This window comes from Phormidesmis sp. 146-33, from assembly GCF_052939515.1.
Genome location: NZ_JBJPHU010000023.1, coordinates 40,225 through 56,359, shown reverse-complemented (window position 1 = coordinate 56,359; position 16,135 = coordinate 40,225). Strand labels below are relative to the sequence as shown.

Annotated in this window: 15 protein-coding genes; 9 read left to right on the top strand and 6 right to left on the bottom strand. The window is 49.3% G+C overall.

Features of this window, described 5'->3' with window-relative positions:
* Nucleotides 1–20: 20 nt before the first annotated feature.
* Together ACJ2PR_RS11875 and rimI are read right to left on the bottom strand one after the other, a co-directional pair.
* The gene (locus tag ACJ2PR_RS11875; protein ID WP_446859546.1) at nucleotides 21–2,498 is read right to left on the bottom strand and encodes an ATP-dependent Clp protease ATP-binding subunit; all 2,478 of its coding nucleotides are present in this window, start codon (nucleotides 2,496–2,498) and stop codon (nucleotides 21–23) included.
* A gap of 169 nt (nucleotides 2,499–2,667) precedes the next feature.
* Nucleotides 2,668–3,246, bottom strand: coding sequence for a ribosomal protein S18-alanine N-acetyltransferase (gene rimI, locus ACJ2PR_RS11870; protein WP_446877134.1), 579 nt, complete (start codon nucleotides 3,244–3,246; stop codon nucleotides 2,668–2,670).
* A 123-nt stretch (nucleotides 3,247–3,369) separates the two neighbouring features.
* Between rimI and ACJ2PR_RS11865 the strand changes: the two genes are divergently transcribed.
* The 4 genes from ACJ2PR_RS11865 to uppS all read left to right on the top strand — a co-directional run bounded on the left by ACJ2PR_RS11865 (nucleotide 3,370) and on the right by uppS (nucleotide 8,320).
* Entirely contained in the window at nucleotides 3,370–4,776 is a 1,407-nt protein-coding gene (locus tag ACJ2PR_RS11865) for a hypothetical protein (protein WP_446877133.1), read from the top strand.
* 175 nt (nucleotides 4,777–4,951) lie between these two features.
* Nucleotides 4,952–6,334 (top strand): diaminopimelate decarboxylase, encoded by a 1,383-nt coding sequence (gene lysA / locus ACJ2PR_RS11860; protein WP_446877132.1) that lies wholly within the window; start codon nucleotides 4,952–4,954, stop codon nucleotides 6,332–6,334.
* Nucleotides 6,335–6,571: 237 nt separating this feature from the next.
* The gene (gene cdaA, locus ACJ2PR_RS11855) at nucleotides 6,572–7,429 is read left to right on the top strand and encodes a diadenylate cyclase CdaA (protein WP_446877154.1); all 858 of its coding nucleotides are present in this window, start codon (nucleotides 6,572–6,574) and stop codon (nucleotides 7,427–7,429) included.
* 132 nt (nucleotides 7,430–7,561) lie between these two features.
* Nucleotides 7,562–8,320 carry a polyprenyl diphosphate synthase gene (gene uppS, locus ACJ2PR_RS11850; protein WP_446859541.1) on the top strand — a complete coding sequence of 253 codons (759 nt, stop codon included), beginning with the start codon at nucleotides 7,562–7,564 and terminating at the stop codon, nucleotides 8,318–8,320.
* A gap of 7 nt (nucleotides 8,321–8,327) precedes the next feature.
* On the opposite strand, the gene ACJ2PR_RS11845 is transcribed toward uppS, so the two are convergent.
* Nucleotides 8,328–8,627, bottom strand: a complete 300-nt coding sequence (locus ACJ2PR_RS11845) for a DUF3143 domain-containing protein (RefSeq protein ID WP_446859540.1) — start codon at nucleotides 8,625–8,627, stop codon at nucleotides 8,328–8,330.
* Nucleotides 8,617–9,198, bottom strand: a complete 582-nt coding sequence (locus ACJ2PR_RS11840; RefSeq protein WP_446866419.1) for a J domain-containing protein — start codon at nucleotides 9,196–9,198, stop codon at nucleotides 8,617–8,619. The genes ACJ2PR_RS11845 and ACJ2PR_RS11840 overlap by 11 nt, the downstream gene beginning before the upstream one ends.
* Before the next feature lie 276 nt (nucleotides 9,199–9,474).
* Here ACJ2PR_RS11840 and ACJ2PR_RS11835 point away from each other — a divergent pair, with 276 nt between their 5' ends.
* A complete protein-coding gene (locus tag ACJ2PR_RS11835; RefSeq protein WP_446859538.1) occupies nucleotides 9,475–10,104 on the top strand; it encodes a Crp/Fnr family transcriptional regulator in 630 nt (209 codons plus the stop codon).
* On the opposite strand, the gene ACJ2PR_RS11830 is transcribed toward ACJ2PR_RS11835, so the two are convergent.
* A complete protein-coding gene (locus tag ACJ2PR_RS11830) occupies nucleotides 10,097–11,359 on the bottom strand; it encodes a septal ring lytic transglycosylase RlpA family protein (RefSeq protein WP_446877131.1) in 1,263 nt (420 codons plus the stop codon). The genes ACJ2PR_RS11835 and ACJ2PR_RS11830 overlap by 8 nt on opposite strands.
* Before the next feature lie 588 nt (nucleotides 11,360–11,947).
* Here ACJ2PR_RS11830 and ACJ2PR_RS11825 point away from each other — a divergent pair.
* From ACJ2PR_RS11825 to ACJ2PR_RS11815, 3 genes are all read left to right on the top strand, one after another.
* Nucleotides 11,948–12,403, top strand: coding sequence for a VOC family protein (locus tag ACJ2PR_RS11825; RefSeq protein ID WP_446866421.1), 456 nt, complete (start codon nucleotides 11,948–11,950; stop codon nucleotides 12,401–12,403).
* 291 nt (nucleotides 12,404–12,694) lie between these two features.
* Nucleotides 12,695–12,871 (top strand): hypothetical protein, encoded by a 177-nt coding sequence (locus ACJ2PR_RS11820; RefSeq protein WP_446866422.1) that lies wholly within the window; start codon nucleotides 12,695–12,697, stop codon nucleotides 12,869–12,871.
* A 15-nt stretch (nucleotides 12,872–12,886) separates the two neighbouring features.
* Entirely contained in the window at nucleotides 12,887–13,231 is a 345-nt protein-coding gene (locus ACJ2PR_RS11815; protein ID WP_446877130.1) for a DUF952 domain-containing protein, read from the top strand.
* Between the two features lie 21 nt (nucleotides 13,232–13,252).
* Here the strand turns inward: ACJ2PR_RS11815 and ACJ2PR_RS11810 are convergent, their stop codons facing one another.
* Complete coding sequence (locus ACJ2PR_RS11810) at nucleotides 13,253–13,672, bottom strand: DUF732 domain-containing protein (protein WP_446877129.1); 420 nt, start codon at nucleotides 13,670–13,672, stop codon at nucleotides 13,253–13,255.
* 382 nt (nucleotides 13,673–14,054) lie between these two features.
* On the opposite strand from ACJ2PR_RS11810, the gene ACJ2PR_RS11805 reads away from it, so the two are divergent.
* Nucleotides 14,055–16,094: a hypothetical protein gene (locus tag ACJ2PR_RS11805; protein WP_446866425.1), complete on the top strand. Its 2,040-nt coding sequence runs from the start codon at nucleotides 14,055–14,057 to the stop codon at nucleotides 16,092–16,094.
* Nucleotides 16,095–16,135 lie beyond the last annotated feature (41 nt).

Genomic DNA, 16,135 nt, shown 5'->3' with positions numbered 1-16,135 from the left:
TTTCTAATTGTCAAGTTTAGCTACTCAGCCGCTTGAGGAAGCAACTCGCGCTTTTCACCTTGAACGACCTTCACGGTGCCTGTCTCATCCACATCAATGATCGCAACGTCACCGTCTTTGATCCGGGCTGAGAGGATTTCTTCTGCCAGCGAATCTTCGAGTAGACGCATGATTGCCCGACGAAGAGGACGTGCCCCATAGCTAGGGTTATAGCCTTCTTCTACCAGGCGATCCTTAAATCGCTCAGTACATTCCAGCGTGATTCCTTGCTCAGTCAAGCGTTTGAAGACATCGTTTAACATAATGTCTGCAATGCGCTTCACCTCTTCCTTCACCAACTGACGGAAGACGATGATCTCATCCAAACGGTTGAGAAACTCAGGACGGAAGTAGTTCTTCAATTCTTCGTTGACGAGCGATCGAATCCGGTTGTACTGGTTGTCTGCCTCGCTCTCCGAAGCGATATCGAAGCCCAGACCACCGCCACCCTTCTCAATGACCTTAGATCCAATGTTGGAGGTCATGATCAGCAGCGTGTTCTTAAAGTCCACTGTGCGACCCTTGGCATCGGTCAGGCGACCATCTTCCAGGATTTGCAGCAGCATGTTAAACACGTCGGGGTGCGCTTTCTCGATTTCGTCAAACAGTACGACGGTGTAAGGCCGACGACGAACGGCTTCGGTCAACTGACCGCCTTCGTTGTAGCCCACATAGCCAGGTGGCGACCCGATCAGCTTAGAAACGGTGTGCCGCTCCATAAACTCAGACATGTCCAGACGAATCATCGAGTCTTCAGACCCAAAGAAGTAAGTTGCTAAAGCCTTCGTAAGCTCTGTTTTACCTACCCCCGTCGGCCCAGAGAAGATGAAGCTGGCGATCGGTCGATTGGGATTCTTCAAGCCCACCCGCGCCCGACGGATTGCACGAGAAACAGCTCTCACTGCTTCGTCTTGACCAATCAGACGAGTATGCAGCGTATCTTCCATGTGCAGCAGTTTCTCAGACTCGGATTCGGTGAGTTTATTCACCGGAACGCCTGTCCAGGAAGCCACAATTTGAGCGATATCGTCTTCGCCCACCACAGGAGAGGCAGCCGAATCAGAATCGGCAGATTCAGCCTTCTTAGTTTGAGCGATCGCCCGGATTTCAGCTTTGATTTCCATTTCGCGATCGCGTAGTTCGCCAGCCCGATCAAAGTTTTGTGACCGTACCGCATCATCTTTGTCTTTGAGAACTTGGCGCAGTTCCCGATCCAGTTCCTTCGCAGCAGGAGGTAACTGAGAGTTAATCAGCCGGACACGGGAACCTGCTTCGTCTACTAAGTCAATCGCCTTGTCTGGCAGAAAGCGATCGGAGATGTAGCGGTCTGAAAGTTTGGCAGCCGCTTCCAGCGCTTCGTCCGAGATTCTCAGTTTGTGGTGCTGCTCATACCGTTCTCGCAGTCCACGTAAGATCTCGATCGTTTCGTCTACGGTAGGCTCTCCCACCATGACGGGCTGGAATCGTCGCTCTAGGGCAGCATCTCGCTCAATGTGTTTACGGTATTCATCCAGCGTGGTCGCACCTATACACTGCAATTCACCCCGCGCCAAGGCTGGCTTGAGAATGTTGGCAGCATCGATCGCCCCTTCTGCGGCCCCTGCACCAATCAAAGTGTGAACTTCGTCGATAACCAAGATGACGTTTCCGGCGGAGCGGATTTCGTCCATGATCTTCTTCAGCCGTTCTTCAAACTCACCCCGATATTTAGTGCCTGCAACCAGGAGTCCAATATCTAATGTGACGACGCGCTTGTCTTCCAGGATGTCTGGAATGTCGTCGTTGGCGATGCGTTGAGCAAGTCCTTCGGCGATCGCGGTTTTACCAACCCCAGGTTCACCAATCAAGACAGGGTTGTTTTTCGTCCGGCGACCGAGGATTTGAATCACCCGTTCGATTTCTTTCTGCCGACCCACGACAGGATCAAGCTTGCCATCGGCAGCCATCTGAGTCAGGTTTGCGCCAAACTCATCCAGCGTGGGTGTCTTGGTACGGCCTTGACCACCACCAGGAGACACTTCGGCCGTTTCGCCGAGCATCCGAATCACTTGTGTCCGCACCTTAGAAAGGTCAACTCCCAGGTTTTCGAGTACCCTGGCCGCGACACCCTCACCTTCCCGGATCAGACCCAGGAGCAGATGTTCGGTGCCGATGTAGTTGTGCCCTAGTTGGCGAGCTTCTTCAAGTGACAGTTCTAGTACCCGCTTGGCTCTCGGTGTAAATGGGATTTCCACCGCAACGAAACCAGAACCCCGACCGATGATTTTCTCAACTTCAATCCGAGCGTCTTTGAGATTGACACCCATAGATTTCAGTACTTTGGCGGCGACGCCGGTCCCTTCTCCAATCAGACCCAGTAGGATCTGCTCTGTACCCACGAAGTTGTGACCCAGGCGGCGAGCTTCCTCCTGGGCTAGCATGATCACCTTAATGGCTTTTTCTGTGAAGCGTTCAAACATGGCGTATTTCCACTCACCTGCTGCGTTGCCGGTAAAACAGATTCTAACATAGCCGAAATCTCCGGTCGCTGGGTTTGAGCAACAGGTTAAGGTGACGATAACCGAACGCTATGATTCGCTTTCGTCAAAGGGTGAATTTTACCGCCAAGGGCAGATTGTCAACGAAGTCTTAAGAATCTGTCAAGAAAGATTTTTTTCTTGTAATAGTATCTAAATTGACAGTTATTGCCCAATTTGATCGCGTTAAACGATCGCTCACTTCAGTCGCCCATTTGCTCAACAAGTCAGAAAACTCAAGGGTTTGCAGTCCGCCCCGCCACAAAATCAACGCATCCTCACCAGTATCTTCGTAGTAACCTTTGCGTCGTCCGGCTACTTTGAAACCGAATTTTCGATAAAGGTCAATAGCTGATTGATTAGAAATTCTGACCTCCAGGGTTGATCGTTCCAATCCACGCTGATGAGCAGACTCTAGGAGGGCGAGCAGGAGGGTTTGACCTAAGCCTTGATGACGGTAATCGGGATGGACAGCGACGATCGTAATGTGGGCTTCATCAACGATCGACCAGAGACAGCCATAACCCACCAGCGTTTGGTCTAAGGTGATCGCAACGAGTTCACTATTTGGGCTGTCGATTTCACGCTCATAGCCCTCAAGTGTCCACAGTCCTCCAAAGCAGAGGCGATCGAGTTCAAGAATGGCAGGTAAGAGATCGCGATCGATCAGTCGTAGAGCAATCAGAGTCACACGAATACAAAATGAGTCCTGTTCTGATTGTATCGAAGCTTCTCTGAGACTGCGATCGTAAAATTTCAGACCTTAAGGGCTTGCTGTAGAATAATTGGGTGAGTTTTGCGATTGCTTGAAAACATGCGTTTTGCCCAGTCATTGATGATTTTGTTAACTTCTGCACTAGTTGCTCCAAGTTGCCCAGCGATCGCTGCCAAAATCGAACTTCCTAAAATTCAGACCGATTGTAAGACAGATGCTCAAGCGCGACGGCCGATTTTTGCAGAGTACTTTGGAAACTCTTCAAACAAATCGGGTTCAGGCGGTAGGGTTGATTTTGAACAAGAGAATCAGAAGAATCAGATCAAAGATCGGATCTCGAAGTTGATTTACGCAAAACAATGGGATGAAGCCCTTGCGGAGATTCAGAAGCAGTCTGAACCCATTCAGTCCGAACTGTTTTCTCGACTTTCGTACGAACTAGCCGAATCAGGTGAGATAAATCGGGCCTCTCGTCTAGTGATTACCCAATTTCCTCGACGGTCTCGTGAGCGTGCTAGAGGGATTGGAGCGATCGCCGCCCGCTTGCTCAAGAGCAATCGAAAACCTGAAGCGATCGCGCTTTTAAAAACGGTGCCTCAAGATTCAGAATACCTAGATGAAGCGACCACGCCAGTCGCGATCGCATTTGCAATTATCGGTCAATTAGAAGGATTTCGAGAGATTGCAAGGCTCTTTCCAAACTCTGATGCTCAGTCTCAAATTTGGCTAGGAATTGGGGAACTACAACTAGAGCTAGAGATGTCAAAGCGCTTTGTTGCACTGATCGATGACCCGAAAGTGCGATCGCGAACTCAAGAAAAAATGGCAAACCGCTGGATGTCTGCTTCTGGTAAAGATGCGGTCAATGGATGGATTCTGGCGAATGAGATTGAAGACTGCATGATTCGATCGAGATTTTTTGTCGAGGTTGCAGACCGCATCACACGGGGGGCATCAAACGATCACATCCAGGAAAAAGGTGCAATCCTCGATCAAGTTGAGGGATTGCTGAACGCGATCAACGAAGATAAATTAGGCGATCGCAAAGCTTTGGCAGAGTTTCGCTTATCGCTCGTGCAATACAACATTCGAGTCGGTCGCAAGTCGCAAGCTACGAAATTACTTGAGCGCATGACCGAAGATCAAAAGCAATTTCAGTTCTATGCTGATCGTGCTGAGATTCTGCTAGAAATCGCAAATCAATATCGAACCCTCAAAAAAGATTCCAGTGCGATTCGATCGCTGGATTTAGCTGTCGTCGCAGCCCAAACTGTGGTCAAGAACAGAGAAGAATCTGTGCAAAAGCTGTCTAATGGAAGTTCTGCGATCGCTCGATGGCACTGGCAGACGCTCGATCAGATTGCGGAAAAATATCGATCTCTGAAGCAACCTCAGAAAGCAACGGCAATCGATCGAATTCTGAATAAGCCTGCACTCAAGAAGCGCCCACTTCCATTATTTACGATTCCTGCTTCTGTTCCTTCAACAAATTCGCCCAGCAGATGATTGTGGCGGTTTTCTAAAAAATTTTACCAGGTCTGACTTTGACCTAGAAATGTCCCAAGTGCTTATCTCAAGTGCCTAACTAAAAATTTGCCCTAAATCCACAGCCCTCAATTGTAGACTGGTAGATACTGCGAAAAAGCTAACTAGAACACCTGCCAGCATTGAGGAACAACGCATGGTATCGACCCCGATTGCAATTGCTAATTCCGGTCGTCAGTATATTCCAAATTCTGACTCCGATGGCTCTCCAAATCAATTTTTAATGCCTCTCACCGCAAGAGTGAACGATCGCGATCATCTCGAAATCGGAGGCTGTGATCTGGTTGATCTGGTGCAAAGATACGGCTCTCCCCTCTATGTTTTGGATGAGGAGACGCTGAGAACAGCCTGTCGTCAATATCGGGATGCGTTCAAAAAATACTATCCAGGCGAGTCGCAGGTTCTTTATGCATCCAAAGCGTGGAACTGTTTAGCGGTCTGCGCGATCGTCGCCAGTGAGGACTTAGGCATCGATATCGTTTCGGGTGGCGAACTCTACACTGCACTCAAGGCCGGCGTTGATCCCCAAAAGCTTTATCTCCACGGCAACAATAAATCTTTGGATGAGTTGAAGCTGGCGATCGACTCAGGCTGCACTTTGATGATCGACAATTGGCTAGAGCTGCAAACGCTGGCTGACTTGGTGAAAGGGAAAAATCCCGTTCGGATTATGCTGCGCTTGACACCGGGCATCGAGTGCCACACTCACGAATACATTCGCACCGGACACCTCGACAGCAAGTTTGGGTTTGATCCCAACCAGGTAGACGAAATCTTTCAATTTGTCAGTCAGCAACCTGCGCTGGAATTTGTGGGTTTACATGCTCACATTGGCTCCCAAATTTTTGAACTGCAACCTCACCAGGATTTGGGATCAGTCATGGTGCAGTGGTTGAGCAAGGCGGCCAAACATAACCTGAAGATTCAAGAACTCAACATCGGCGGTGGATTGGGCATTCGTTATACAGAATCAGACGATCCTCCCAGCATTGACGAGTGGGTAAAAGTTGTCTGTGACTCCGTAGTAGCTGCCTGTCAGAGTGAAAATATGCCTCTGCCAAAACTATTGTCGGAACCCGGTCGATCGCTGATTGGCTCTGCCTGCGTGACCGTCTACACCGTCGGGGGACAAAAAACGGTTCCGGGCATTCGCACCTACCTTAGTGTGGATGGCGGCATGTCGGATAATCCTCGCCCCATCACTTACCAGTCGGTTTACAGAGCCTTAATCGCCAATCGCATGTCTGCGCCAATCGCCACTCAAGTCACGATCGCTGGAAAGCACTGTGAATCGGGCGACATTCTGATCAAAGAGGCTGCACTGCCAGAAACGCAATCAGGTGACCTGCTAGTTGTCATGTCAACAGGAGCCTACAATTACAGCATGTCCTCTAACTACAATCGTCTACCCCGCCCGGCGGCGGTTTTGGTCAATGCAGGTGAAGCTAACATCATCTTGCAGCGCGAAACCTATGAAGATTTGATTCGGCACGATCGATTACCCGAACGGCTGAAATAAGACGGAATAGAGGATCAGGGCAGAGGTAAAAAGGTGTTTGGTCAGATTACGCTAGAGGCAACCTAGACGTTTTCTCGATCGCATGACTTCTTCATTCCTCCTCGCAAAAGCGGGGCAACGCCCTCCCTCGTCCCTCCTCGCGAAGCGGAACGAAGTTCTCCCTCACCCCTGACTGGAATACAGTCCTTGTTGACTTTTATACTTTCAAATCTCAGGTTTTTGATTGACATTGGGTTAGTGTTGGCGCTTACGTATGTGATGTTAGTCATCATTGGTGAGCGTCGAACCCTTTGGATGGTCAGAGGTTTCATCGTTTTGATGTTGGCAGCCGCGATTAGTCGCAGACTCGACCTGACGCTGCTCAGTTTTGTGCTGAATAATTTGGTGATCGGGGCGGCGGTTGCGATGGCTTTTATTCTTCAATCAGAGTTTCGACGCTTTTTAGAACAGCTTGGACGAGGAGAGATCCTTCAACTGTTCCAACCATCGCGTGGCAGCTTACCTAGAACTGATAGCGTCAGCGATGAGATCGTCGATGCCGTTAAAGAATTATCTCAGAATCGGACGGGGGCACTGTTAATTTTGGAGACTTCTAGCCCGATCGATGAGCGAGATTTCTCCGTTCCTGGGGTCAAGATCAACGCGGAAGTGTCTAAAGAACTGCTGCAAACTATCTTTCAAACGACGACGCTGCTGCACGATGGGGCGGTGCTGATTCGAGGGTCGCGCATTCTGGCCGCAGGCGTGATTTTGCCTCTTTCAGAGCGGACGGCTTCTCGACAATTGGGGACGCGACATCGAGCCGCAATGGGAATTACCGAACGAGTCGAAAATTGCATCTGTGTTGTTGTATCTGAAGAAACCGGATCAATTTCCTTAGCCGAGCGGGGCACACTAAACCGTCCTTTAACCAGCAGCAAACTCAAAGAACTGTTGGAAGCGCGATTTTCTCAATCCGGCGATCGCGAAGCCGTTGCCCCCGATTTCCGCACCCTGGGCCGCCAAATTGCCACCAAAGTTTTCGCCCTGTTTTCAAAAATTAGCGGCACCCAAAAAATCAGTGGCCGGCCCAAAGATGAAAAAAAAGCAGAATGAAGGGACTGATCTTATGGCATCTTTGCAAGAGATTTATCTTTATTTCGTCTCAGAATCGTTACTCTAGAGTCGAATCCTGCTCGACACCTACAACCCTTTTCCACCTCAAGCATCGGCTTCCCCCAGAAAACAATGACTGCCAAGCAAACGATCCTTCAAGAACTCCCGGCTGACCTCGATCGCGCTCGCCTTCCCAAACATGTTGCTGTCATTATGGATGGCAACGGCCGCTGGGCAAAAAGTCAGGGTCTCCCGCGAATTATGGGTCACCGGCGAGGGGTGGATGCGCTCAAAGATCTGTTGAGGTGCTGTCGAGATTGGGGCGTTCAAGCGCTAACAGCTTATGCCTTTTCGACCGAAAATTGGGGCCGGCCGCTCGAAGAAGTGGAGTTTTTGATGACGCTGTTTGAGCGAGTCTTACGGCAAGAACTGCGCGAAATGATGCAGGAAAATGTGCGGATCAAATTCGTCGGTAATCTGGATGCTCTGCCCCCAACGCTACAAAATGAGATCGAGCGATCGATGCTAGAAACTCAGGACAATCAAGGAATTCGCTTTACAGTTGCCACCAATTACGGCGGACGACAAGAGATTCTCAAGGCCTGCCGAGCGATCGCTACTCAAGTACAACAGGGACATTTGCAGCCCGACGAGATCGACGAAAGTTTGTTTGAGCGACACCTTTACACTGCGGGAACCTGTGATCCTGACCTGCTAATTCGCACGAGTGGAGAAATGCGGATTAGTAACTTTCTGCTGTGGCAGATGGCCTATGCCGAGATCTACGTGACGAAAACCTTGTGGCCTGACTTTAATCGTCACGAATTTCATCAAGCTCTGGTGTCTTATCAGGAGCGCGATCGCAGGTTTGGCAGAGTTTTAGAAAAATAGAAGACAGTCACGGGCCAGCAAAAATAGCGTCTTCGATATCCTGACGACTCAGCGAGTATTTAAAGGCTCTTTGCACATCGGGCCGATCATCTAATAAGTAGCGAACTGCCAGTTGCTCAACTTCTAGACAGATTTCGGCTCGCCACTGGGGAGTCTCGATCAGCCAGCAGTGCAAATCTTCAGAATCTTGCTGACCGCCTTTTTTGGCAAGCCAGAATTCAATCTGGGGAAGAGGATGGTTATATAAGGGAGTGTCAGCCGAAGGAAGAGTCATGCGGGTTTGGGTTGAGATTCGATCAAGGGACATTGGACGTTATTGGGATTTCGGGCGTTTCGGGAGAAGTTAATTTCTCCATCGGCTGTGGAAGTTGTGGAATCTCTTGGACGATCGCTTCTTGAGTCGTCAGCGGCTGGAAAGCAGACTCTCCTCTCGTAAAGCCGATCGTAATGGCCAAAATTAAACATCCCACAAAAGTGATGCCCAAAATAAACAGGGCAAAAATCTCTCCGGGTGAGAGCGGTCGATCAGTTGCGTCAATGTAAGCAGAATCGGTGTAGCGCGGCTGGGGCCGACTCAAACTAGGAAGCGGCTGTACCACAACGACACGAGAGTACCCAATCTTGAGATCATAAGCACTTCGGCGATCGGGATTACAAAGCGTCGCGTAGGCTTCGTTGAGTTGCTGAAATTTTTGAGTGGCGATCGCAGGCGGCAACTGAGTCGTGTCTGGGTGATACAGCTTACTCATTTCCCGGTAAGTCTGTCTGATTTCTTGCACCGACGCTGAGGGATGCAGCCCCAACAGGGTGTAATGATTAGAACTCGCGACCTTCTGGTAAGGCCCCTTCTGCCCGTCGCCATCTGGAGTTGCAGTCACCGCAATTTCACCCTTATCCGGTTCTCACCCCTCATTGTAACCAGGTTAAGGAAAGCGCAACTATCGCTATCTTATTTGAGTTGTGAGGTTTGAGTTGTGAGGATTCGGTTGTTCGCTACTTCAAGCTTCGGCAACGGATCGAAAGCACGATCGACTTTCCCAACTCAAATCATTGATTACTCCAAAGCTTAACCTGACCCCAACCTTGAAATTACCTAACCTTGAAGTCAAGGTTCTAAGGTGAGGAATAGGATCTGATATCCCCTTGAACCTCACATGATCCAATCTTTTAGTTCCGAAGTTCTCAACCATCCTGATCTGCGCCAAGTTTTAGAGCAGCGCTATCAAGGACGCAATTTGCAGCCATTTCGCAGTGGGCAGTCAATCCAGATGTCGCCTCACGAAATTTGGGTCGTCTGTCGAGGTGTAGTGCTCCTGAGTACGCTTTATCCCTCTGGGGACGAGGCGCTACTGGGACTAGCCAACTCCTCTATGCCCTTTGGGTTGCCTCTGACCTACATTCAGCCTTATCAAGCGATCGCCCTCACCGATGTAGACTTGATGGCTGTCAGCCTGTCAGAAATCGAGCAATCGCCTGTTCTGGCCCAGGAAATCTGTCGCCATATGAGTCGTCGCCTTCAGCAAGCAGAAGCCTTTCTGGCATTGGCCGGATGCCGCCGAGTCGAAGATCGATTGCGTCAGCTTCTCTTGCTGCTACAACATGAAGTTGGGCAACCCGTCAAGGCAGGAGTTCGCATTAACGTAAGGCTGACACATCAACACCTGGCCAATGCGATCGGCACCACTCGCGTCACGATTACCCGCCTCCTCGGCCAGCTTCGAGAAGAAGGATGGTTGACGATCGATGCCACCCGCCACATCGTTTTGCCGTTTGGGACTACTTAAAGGCAATATTTTCACTGAGGGTGGGCTGCATGATCACAGCTTCGATCGGCACCACCCCTTTGTCTTCGCTGTGGATACAACGGGCGGCCCGATTAGAGAGATCCAATACTCGGTTGTCAAAGTAGGGCCCACGATCGTTGACCCGCACGACGACGCTTTTGCCGTTTGCCAGATTGGTCACCCTTAAATAGGTGCCGAAGGGCAAGGAAGGGTGAGCAGCAGTCAGTTCGTTTTGGTCAAAAATCTCCCCGGTTGCCGTCTCTCGTCCATGAAAGTAAGGGCCGTACCAGGACGCTAACCCACTGATACTGTCTCCGGTGTCTCGCAAGCTGTGCATAGTCACCTGAGCGTCTGCCAGCGAAAGCGACGGCTGACTCAGAGCGACGCGCAAATTGTTGACCCATTCGATCGCCACTATCTCAGCCGGACGCTCAAACTGAGCCGCCAAATCATCGTCGATGACAAATAGGACGCGATCGCCCAACTTTCCGGCGGGATGGTTGCGCTCAATGCTGGGTCTTAATTGGGAAGCATCGAGTCCAGGCTCTTTGAGCAGCTCTTCTAGTTTCTGAGCGATCGCTTCTGCTTCAGTCTGATGGGGAATCTCTGCCACGAGGCATCCTTTGACCCAAATTTGAAATCCTGTGGTCTGCCCTGAGAAGCTTTCGGGTTGGGTGGGACATCGCCAAAAGCCAGTGCGGACTTGTTTCAAACTTTCGCTCTGCTGCGACCCTGCTTGAAGCACGACTACAGAACTGGACTCCGCAGCTAAAGTCGGCACCCCCGTAAAGAAGTTTTGCACCACTTCGGCCAGGTAGTTAAACGGATTGTCCGTAACAACTTCTGAGGAGACTGTCCAAGCGATCGGCTGCAAGGCTGATTCTGGGCTTTCTGAATGCGTCTCTGGAGAAGCTGACTTGGGACTTAAAAAAGATTCGATCGCTCCTAACAAAACTGCGTTGGGTGAGGCGGGCTGTTCTGCGGATTGTGCTGGATGAAAACTTTGACTCAGCTTTAAATTAAGCGGTACAAGGTTGAAAAGATAGGAACTGCGAACTGAGTTGATTGCGCTTTTTAGGGAGGTTTTTGAAATGTCAGACGCATTGCTCGACCCCTTGCGGGTATCTCGAAGAGGCTGCGGTATCTGATTGGAGAAGATCTGCGCCAGGTGTTTAGGCGCTTCGATCAGCTTTTCCCCAATCTCTGGAAAGCAGCCAAACCATGATGCTACCCATACAAAACCAAGGATTGACATGTGTGTCTAGAATAAATTGTAGTGGACGATACTTTTTCACCAATAGACAGTATAAAGTTAATGTGAAGTAAAAATCTCTATCTGAGGGAAGTAATTTTATTTATCGAAAAGTGATTGATCCCCGTGGGCCAGTTCTAAATTTTGACATCAGACTTTTAAGCGAGTGCTGAGTTAATTTTGTTAGTTGTCTGGAAGGTCTAGAAAAGCCTGAGACGTACTCAGTGGAGGTGTTAGAGAAAACTGACTTCGTTAAGATTCTAATAAAGAATAAGCTGAAATACCTTGTATCTACGATCGATTCGCTGCTTCTCAAACGTCTTTTCAAGCAATTTCAAACTGAGCGCAGATAAATATCTTTAGTCGGTGACTCGCCGTTAGATCCCCTCTAGCTCTCCTCAAAAGTGCTCCCAGATCTCAGCTTGCTATCGCAGATGCTTTAAACAATCGAGATTTGACGATCCCCATAATGTCAGCCTGCGATCGACTGAATTTTGAGAAAAGGGTGAGTTTTGTAGAGTCTCACGCTAAAAGAGTGTTAGCTGCTATGAAAGTCTTTTGACATCCAACCCTCACTCCTCAACACGTTATATGCTCTCCACATCTCCAACCCTTACGTTGTCTCCAGGTAGCCTGCGTCGTGTGCATCACTTTGCCATCAATGTGCGCGATATGCAGGTGTCTCGTCATTTTTACGGTGAAGTTTTAGGGCTACACGAGCTAACGGGTGCAGAAGTCCCCGAAACGCTAAAGGCTGAAGTTGCTTCTGGGAAGGTTGCCAATTTTAAGACTCCAGATGACATGATTCTCGATTTGTTTTGGGAGCCTGACTTGTCTGCGCCTCATCCTGACCCCCGACAGCAGTTTACTCGCGCCAATCATCTAGCGTTTGACATCGCTCCTGAAGCGTTCGATCGTGCCGTTGAGGTGTTGCATCACCATCAGATTCTCATCGATCATGGCCCGGTTAGCCGTCCGACGGGGCGCGGGATCTATTTTTATGACCCGGATGGGTTTTTGATTGAAATTCGGTGTGACAAGGTTTAGTGCGAGGTGACTCCTTGCGGGTAACTCAAATCGATCGCAGCCACCGTTCCGTAGGCAAAACATGGTCTGAGTGCTTTACTGTTAGGCTCTGCTCACTTGATCCAGTAATTCTCAGGATATGAAGATTCTGTGAGCAAAGTGATTAAGTGTTTATGCCGTCGTGAGGGAAATCACAAACCATCTCAATCAATTAGGACATCTTAAAAGAAGAACGCGATCGTACCTTTCTTGAGTAGGATTTTTGAAAGGGTGGTTACGCAGTTCGGTTGTTCCTGAAGTCGAGAATTTGTGATGTTAGAAAAACTACTCCAAGCGGCGGTAATCACCTTACTCCTGAGTCTTCTGGCGGCGGCAAGATCACCCAAAGCCAGTGAAGCGCCTAGTTTCTCATCGTTTCAGGCATTCTCACTGCCCTCATTGAGTTTGCACATGCAGACTTCTTCACCGCAACAGACGCTGACGCACTAATCGTTTTGGCTGGCTATGAGTCTTATTTTCCACATTACTTCTCAAGACCAATGGCAGCAAGCACAACAGCAAGGCTTTTATCGGTGTGATTCTCTAGAAACAGAGGGCTTTATTCACTGCTCCGAGCTTCAACAAGTTGTCTGGGTAGCTAACCGCTTTTATCGAAGCGAATTGTCGCTGGTGTTGCTTTGCATTGAGATTGACAAGGTGCAGTCAGAGATTAAGTATGAGCTTGTCGAGGAAGATAAGTGGTTTCCTCATTTGTATGGCGTGCTAAACCTGGATGCGATCGTCGAAGTCGTAAATTTTGTCCCCGGATCGGATGGGCTGTTTGAGTTGCCCGCTGGACTCCAAAGCTAGAACTTTTCAGCACTGAGCAGTTTATGGGCAAAAGTGTGTAGTTGCCAGATCTGCGGTAATCTGCTGTTTTGCCTGGTCTACAGGTGAATTGTTGTAAGCCAAAAGCGCTCGTTGGCGAGTTTCTGCGGCAGTTGAACCACCAAATTTCACCACTCGGCAGGTGGTTTTAGCGGCGGCGATCGCGCTTCCTTGATTTTGCCCAATGTACTGGTTGAGTGCTTGATTGACCTGAGTCGGATACTGACCAGCCAACGTTTGAAAGTCGCTCACAAAGGCACTGTTGGCAGGCATTGAGACAGGCTGACCACACAGTTTAGAAAGATCTACAAGCCGATTTTCTCCTTGCATGTAGCATGGGTAGTCAACGTTTTGAGCTAAAGCAGGCGACATTGATAGAAGTAAGCAGTAGAACGCTGTCGTCAGACAAAGGGCAAGTTTCATAAAGGAAATCTCCTGAAACAAGATTGACCAAAACAGAATTTTAGAGGCGAATAACAAGACATTTTGATTCCTTCTCGATCTCATCGTAAGGCATCTCTTTTATTTAAGAGTTTTGTTAAAAAACATGAATTAAAACGTTGAGTTAGCGCTAATTTTTTGAGTCGTATGAGACAGTTCTTAACTTAAGGCTTACGGAAATAATAATTAACAAATTTTGAATGGATTTGTCGAGAAGATGATAGTGAATCGATCGCTATCGTGCGTCGATTGTTGAATTCGCTCGAAGTAAGTTTTACAAGCCAAATCCAGAAGGGGCATCGTTGAGTCTGACGAAGTGCCTAACTTTTGCCGCAGTTTAGTAAAGCTAGACGAGGAAAATTCCATGAGATATCGTCGAACACTTTTTCTATTTTTGATCAGCCTTTTAGTCAGCTTTTTAGCCTTTTTTATCTCAAATCTTTTAGTACATCCAGGTGCAGTAAATGCTACTTCTCCTTTACTGTCCCCTGCGCCTACTCAAGTGATCGGCTCTTATGATTATTTTGGGCGATCGCTGACTGCTCAAGAAGCCGCAGATCTCGTTCGTCAAAAAGGGCTTGATCCAAATAGCTCCACGTCCTACGCTCGAATTGGGGCTGTTAAAATCACGTCCCAACTAATTAGTAAAGGAGAGCAAATCTTTTTCGATCGCAAAATTGGCGATACCTTTGGATTGCAGCGAGTCTTGGGGTTTGGACAGGGCATCACCCAAGTGTTTCCAGAGCTAACGGCGGCGATTCTCAAACAAGGCGGACAGCCCACCAGCAATCTCAAAATTACGCTTCAGAAAAACATCACGCTAGGAAGTCAAACCTTTCTTAAAGGAACAACGGTGAGTACGGGGCTGGATATTCCGCGAGGGGGGGTCTTACCGATCGGTCTCAAAGTCAGCGGTGATGTGACCTGTGCCATTTGCCATGTTGCGCTTTCACCCAAAGGTGAGCAGCTTAAGGGCGTTCCCAATGGCGATTTGGGGGTGCCGCTGCTGATTGCGCTGGCTCCTAACTCGGCCGCAGGGTTTGCCCGCTTAAATTTCAACCCGCTGGATGCTAAATATCAGGGCAACGGCAAGACGATCCTCGACAGCACCGGAAAATTAGTAAAACTTCCCGACCCGCAAATCTTTGAACGAGCGTTTGATGATGCAGTGTTGGCGGTGCCTTACGGTCATTTTGAAAGTTCGCCCGACAGCATTGACAATACGACCCAAATTCCGGCGGTATTTACTTTTAAGTCTGGCCCCTATACAGCAGGTGGCGAGTTTGCGGTTGGCCCGTTTGGGGGGTTGAGTGCAATCAATAATGGCGTTCACTCGTCGGAGATTAATTTGTTGGCGGCGGCGCAGAGAAGTGCAGAAACGCTTGGGGTCGATCGAGAAGTTTATTTAGGGACAGTTCTGCAAAATGCGGCTGATCCAAAACTGAGATTGCCAGCAGGGCCGCCCGTCAAACCCTCGGAGTGGCTGCGTCAGGTGGCTCCCAATTTGTCTCAAGCAGAACTTGAAGATCAGGTGGCGGCTCCGGGAGTGGGCAGCTATCCCAATCTAAAGCTGTCGCTGTTTACCTACAATGGTCTGGTTTTTAGCCCCAATACGCTTAAGTTTGACATTGCCAGTGGTCGGTTTTTGTTTGCGGCAAATGCGATGTCCGCTTGGCAAAATAGTTTGGTGCCGCCACCCAATCAGACGCTACAAAATCAGCAAGCGTTGCAGAGCGGGTCTGTCGAACGGGGTGCCCAAATTTTTGAACAAGCGCAGTGTGTCACCTGCCATCGATCGCCCTTCTTTACAGATAATCTGATTCACCCGATCGCTGAGATTAAATCAAATCCGGCTCGTGCTGAATCGCGTCTGGCTCAAAATGCGCTGCTGGTTCCGCCCAAGATTTACAGCTTGAATACGCCAGTTCCCATTCCTGCCAATGCTGAAGTGATCGACGTGCCGACGGCGGGCATTTCTGACAGCCCAACGACACTGCCCAAGGGATTGTTGCCAGACGGTGGCTACAAAACGCCTTCTTTGCGGGGATTGTATCTAACGGCACCTTACCTGCACGATGGTGGCGTGGCGGTTCGTAAGGGGGCGCTGCAAGTGGGAGCAGACGGCAGTTTTAGTATCGTTGACCCTAGCGGATTGGGACTTTCGGGCACGCTCAGTCAGGCGATTCCAGCAGATCCGGCAGATAGTTTGCGGGCGTTGCTCGATCGGTCTCTCCGAACTCAAGTGATTGCGGTAAATCGGCTAAATCCTGCCCTGCAACTGAGCAATCTAGACGGCACAGGTCACGAATTTTATGTAGATGCTACGACTGGTTTTTCGCCTTCTCAGCAGAATGATTTGGTCAATTTCTTGCTGGCACTAGACGACAATCCGGGAAGCTTCTGAGGAATGGATTGGGAAATAGGGCTTTGATGAAGTTGTGAATT

What these genes read in the sequence shown, in the direction of transcription:
- uppS (WP_446859541.1), top strand. Translation starts at nt 7,562, where the DNA reads ATGACTGCCAAGCAAACGATCCTTCAAGAACTCCCGGCTGACCTCGAT.
- lysA (WP_446877132.1), top strand. Translation starts at nt 4,952, where the DNA reads ATGGTATCGACCCCGATTGCAATTGCTAATTCCGGTCGTCAGTATATT.
- ACJ2PR_RS11825 (WP_446866421.1), top strand. Translation starts at nt 11,948, where the DNA reads ATGCTCTCCACATCTCCAACCCTTACGTTGTCTCCAGGTAGCCTGCGT.
- ACJ2PR_RS11830 (WP_446877131.1), bottom strand. Translation starts at nt 11,359, where the DNA reads ATGTCAATCCTTGGTTTTGTATGGGTAGCATCATGGTTTGGCTGCTTT.
- ACJ2PR_RS11865 (WP_446877133.1), top strand. Translation starts at nt 3,370, where the DNA reads ATGCGTTTTGCCCAGTCATTGATGATTTTGTTAACTTCTGCACTAGTT.
- ACJ2PR_RS11815 (WP_446877130.1), top strand. Translation starts at nt 12,887, where the DNA reads ATGAGTCTTATTTTCCACATTACTTCTCAAGACCAATGGCAGCAAGCA.
- ACJ2PR_RS11805 (WP_446866425.1), top strand. Translation starts at nt 14,055, where the DNA reads ATGAGATATCGTCGAACACTTTTTCTATTTTTGATCAGCCTTTTAGTC.
- ACJ2PR_RS11820 (WP_446866422.1), top strand. Translation starts at nt 12,695, where the DNA reads ATGTTAGAAAAACTACTCCAAGCGGCGGTAATCACCTTACTCCTGAGT.
- ACJ2PR_RS11845 (WP_446859540.1), bottom strand. Translation starts at nt 8,627, where the DNA reads ATGTCCCTTGATCGAATCTCAACCCAAACCCGCATGACTCTTCCTTCG.
- ACJ2PR_RS11810 (WP_446877129.1), bottom strand. Translation starts at nt 13,672, where the DNA reads ATGAAACTTGCCCTTTGTCTGACGACAGCGTTCTACTGCTTACTTCTA.
- ACJ2PR_RS11835 (WP_446859538.1), top strand. Translation starts at nt 9,475, where the DNA reads ATGATCCAATCTTTTAGTTCCGAAGTTCTCAACCATCCTGATCTGCGC.
- ACJ2PR_RS11875 (WP_446859546.1), bottom strand. Translation starts at nt 2,498, where the DNA reads ATGTTTGAACGCTTCACAGAAAAAGCCATTAAGGTGATCATGCTAGCC.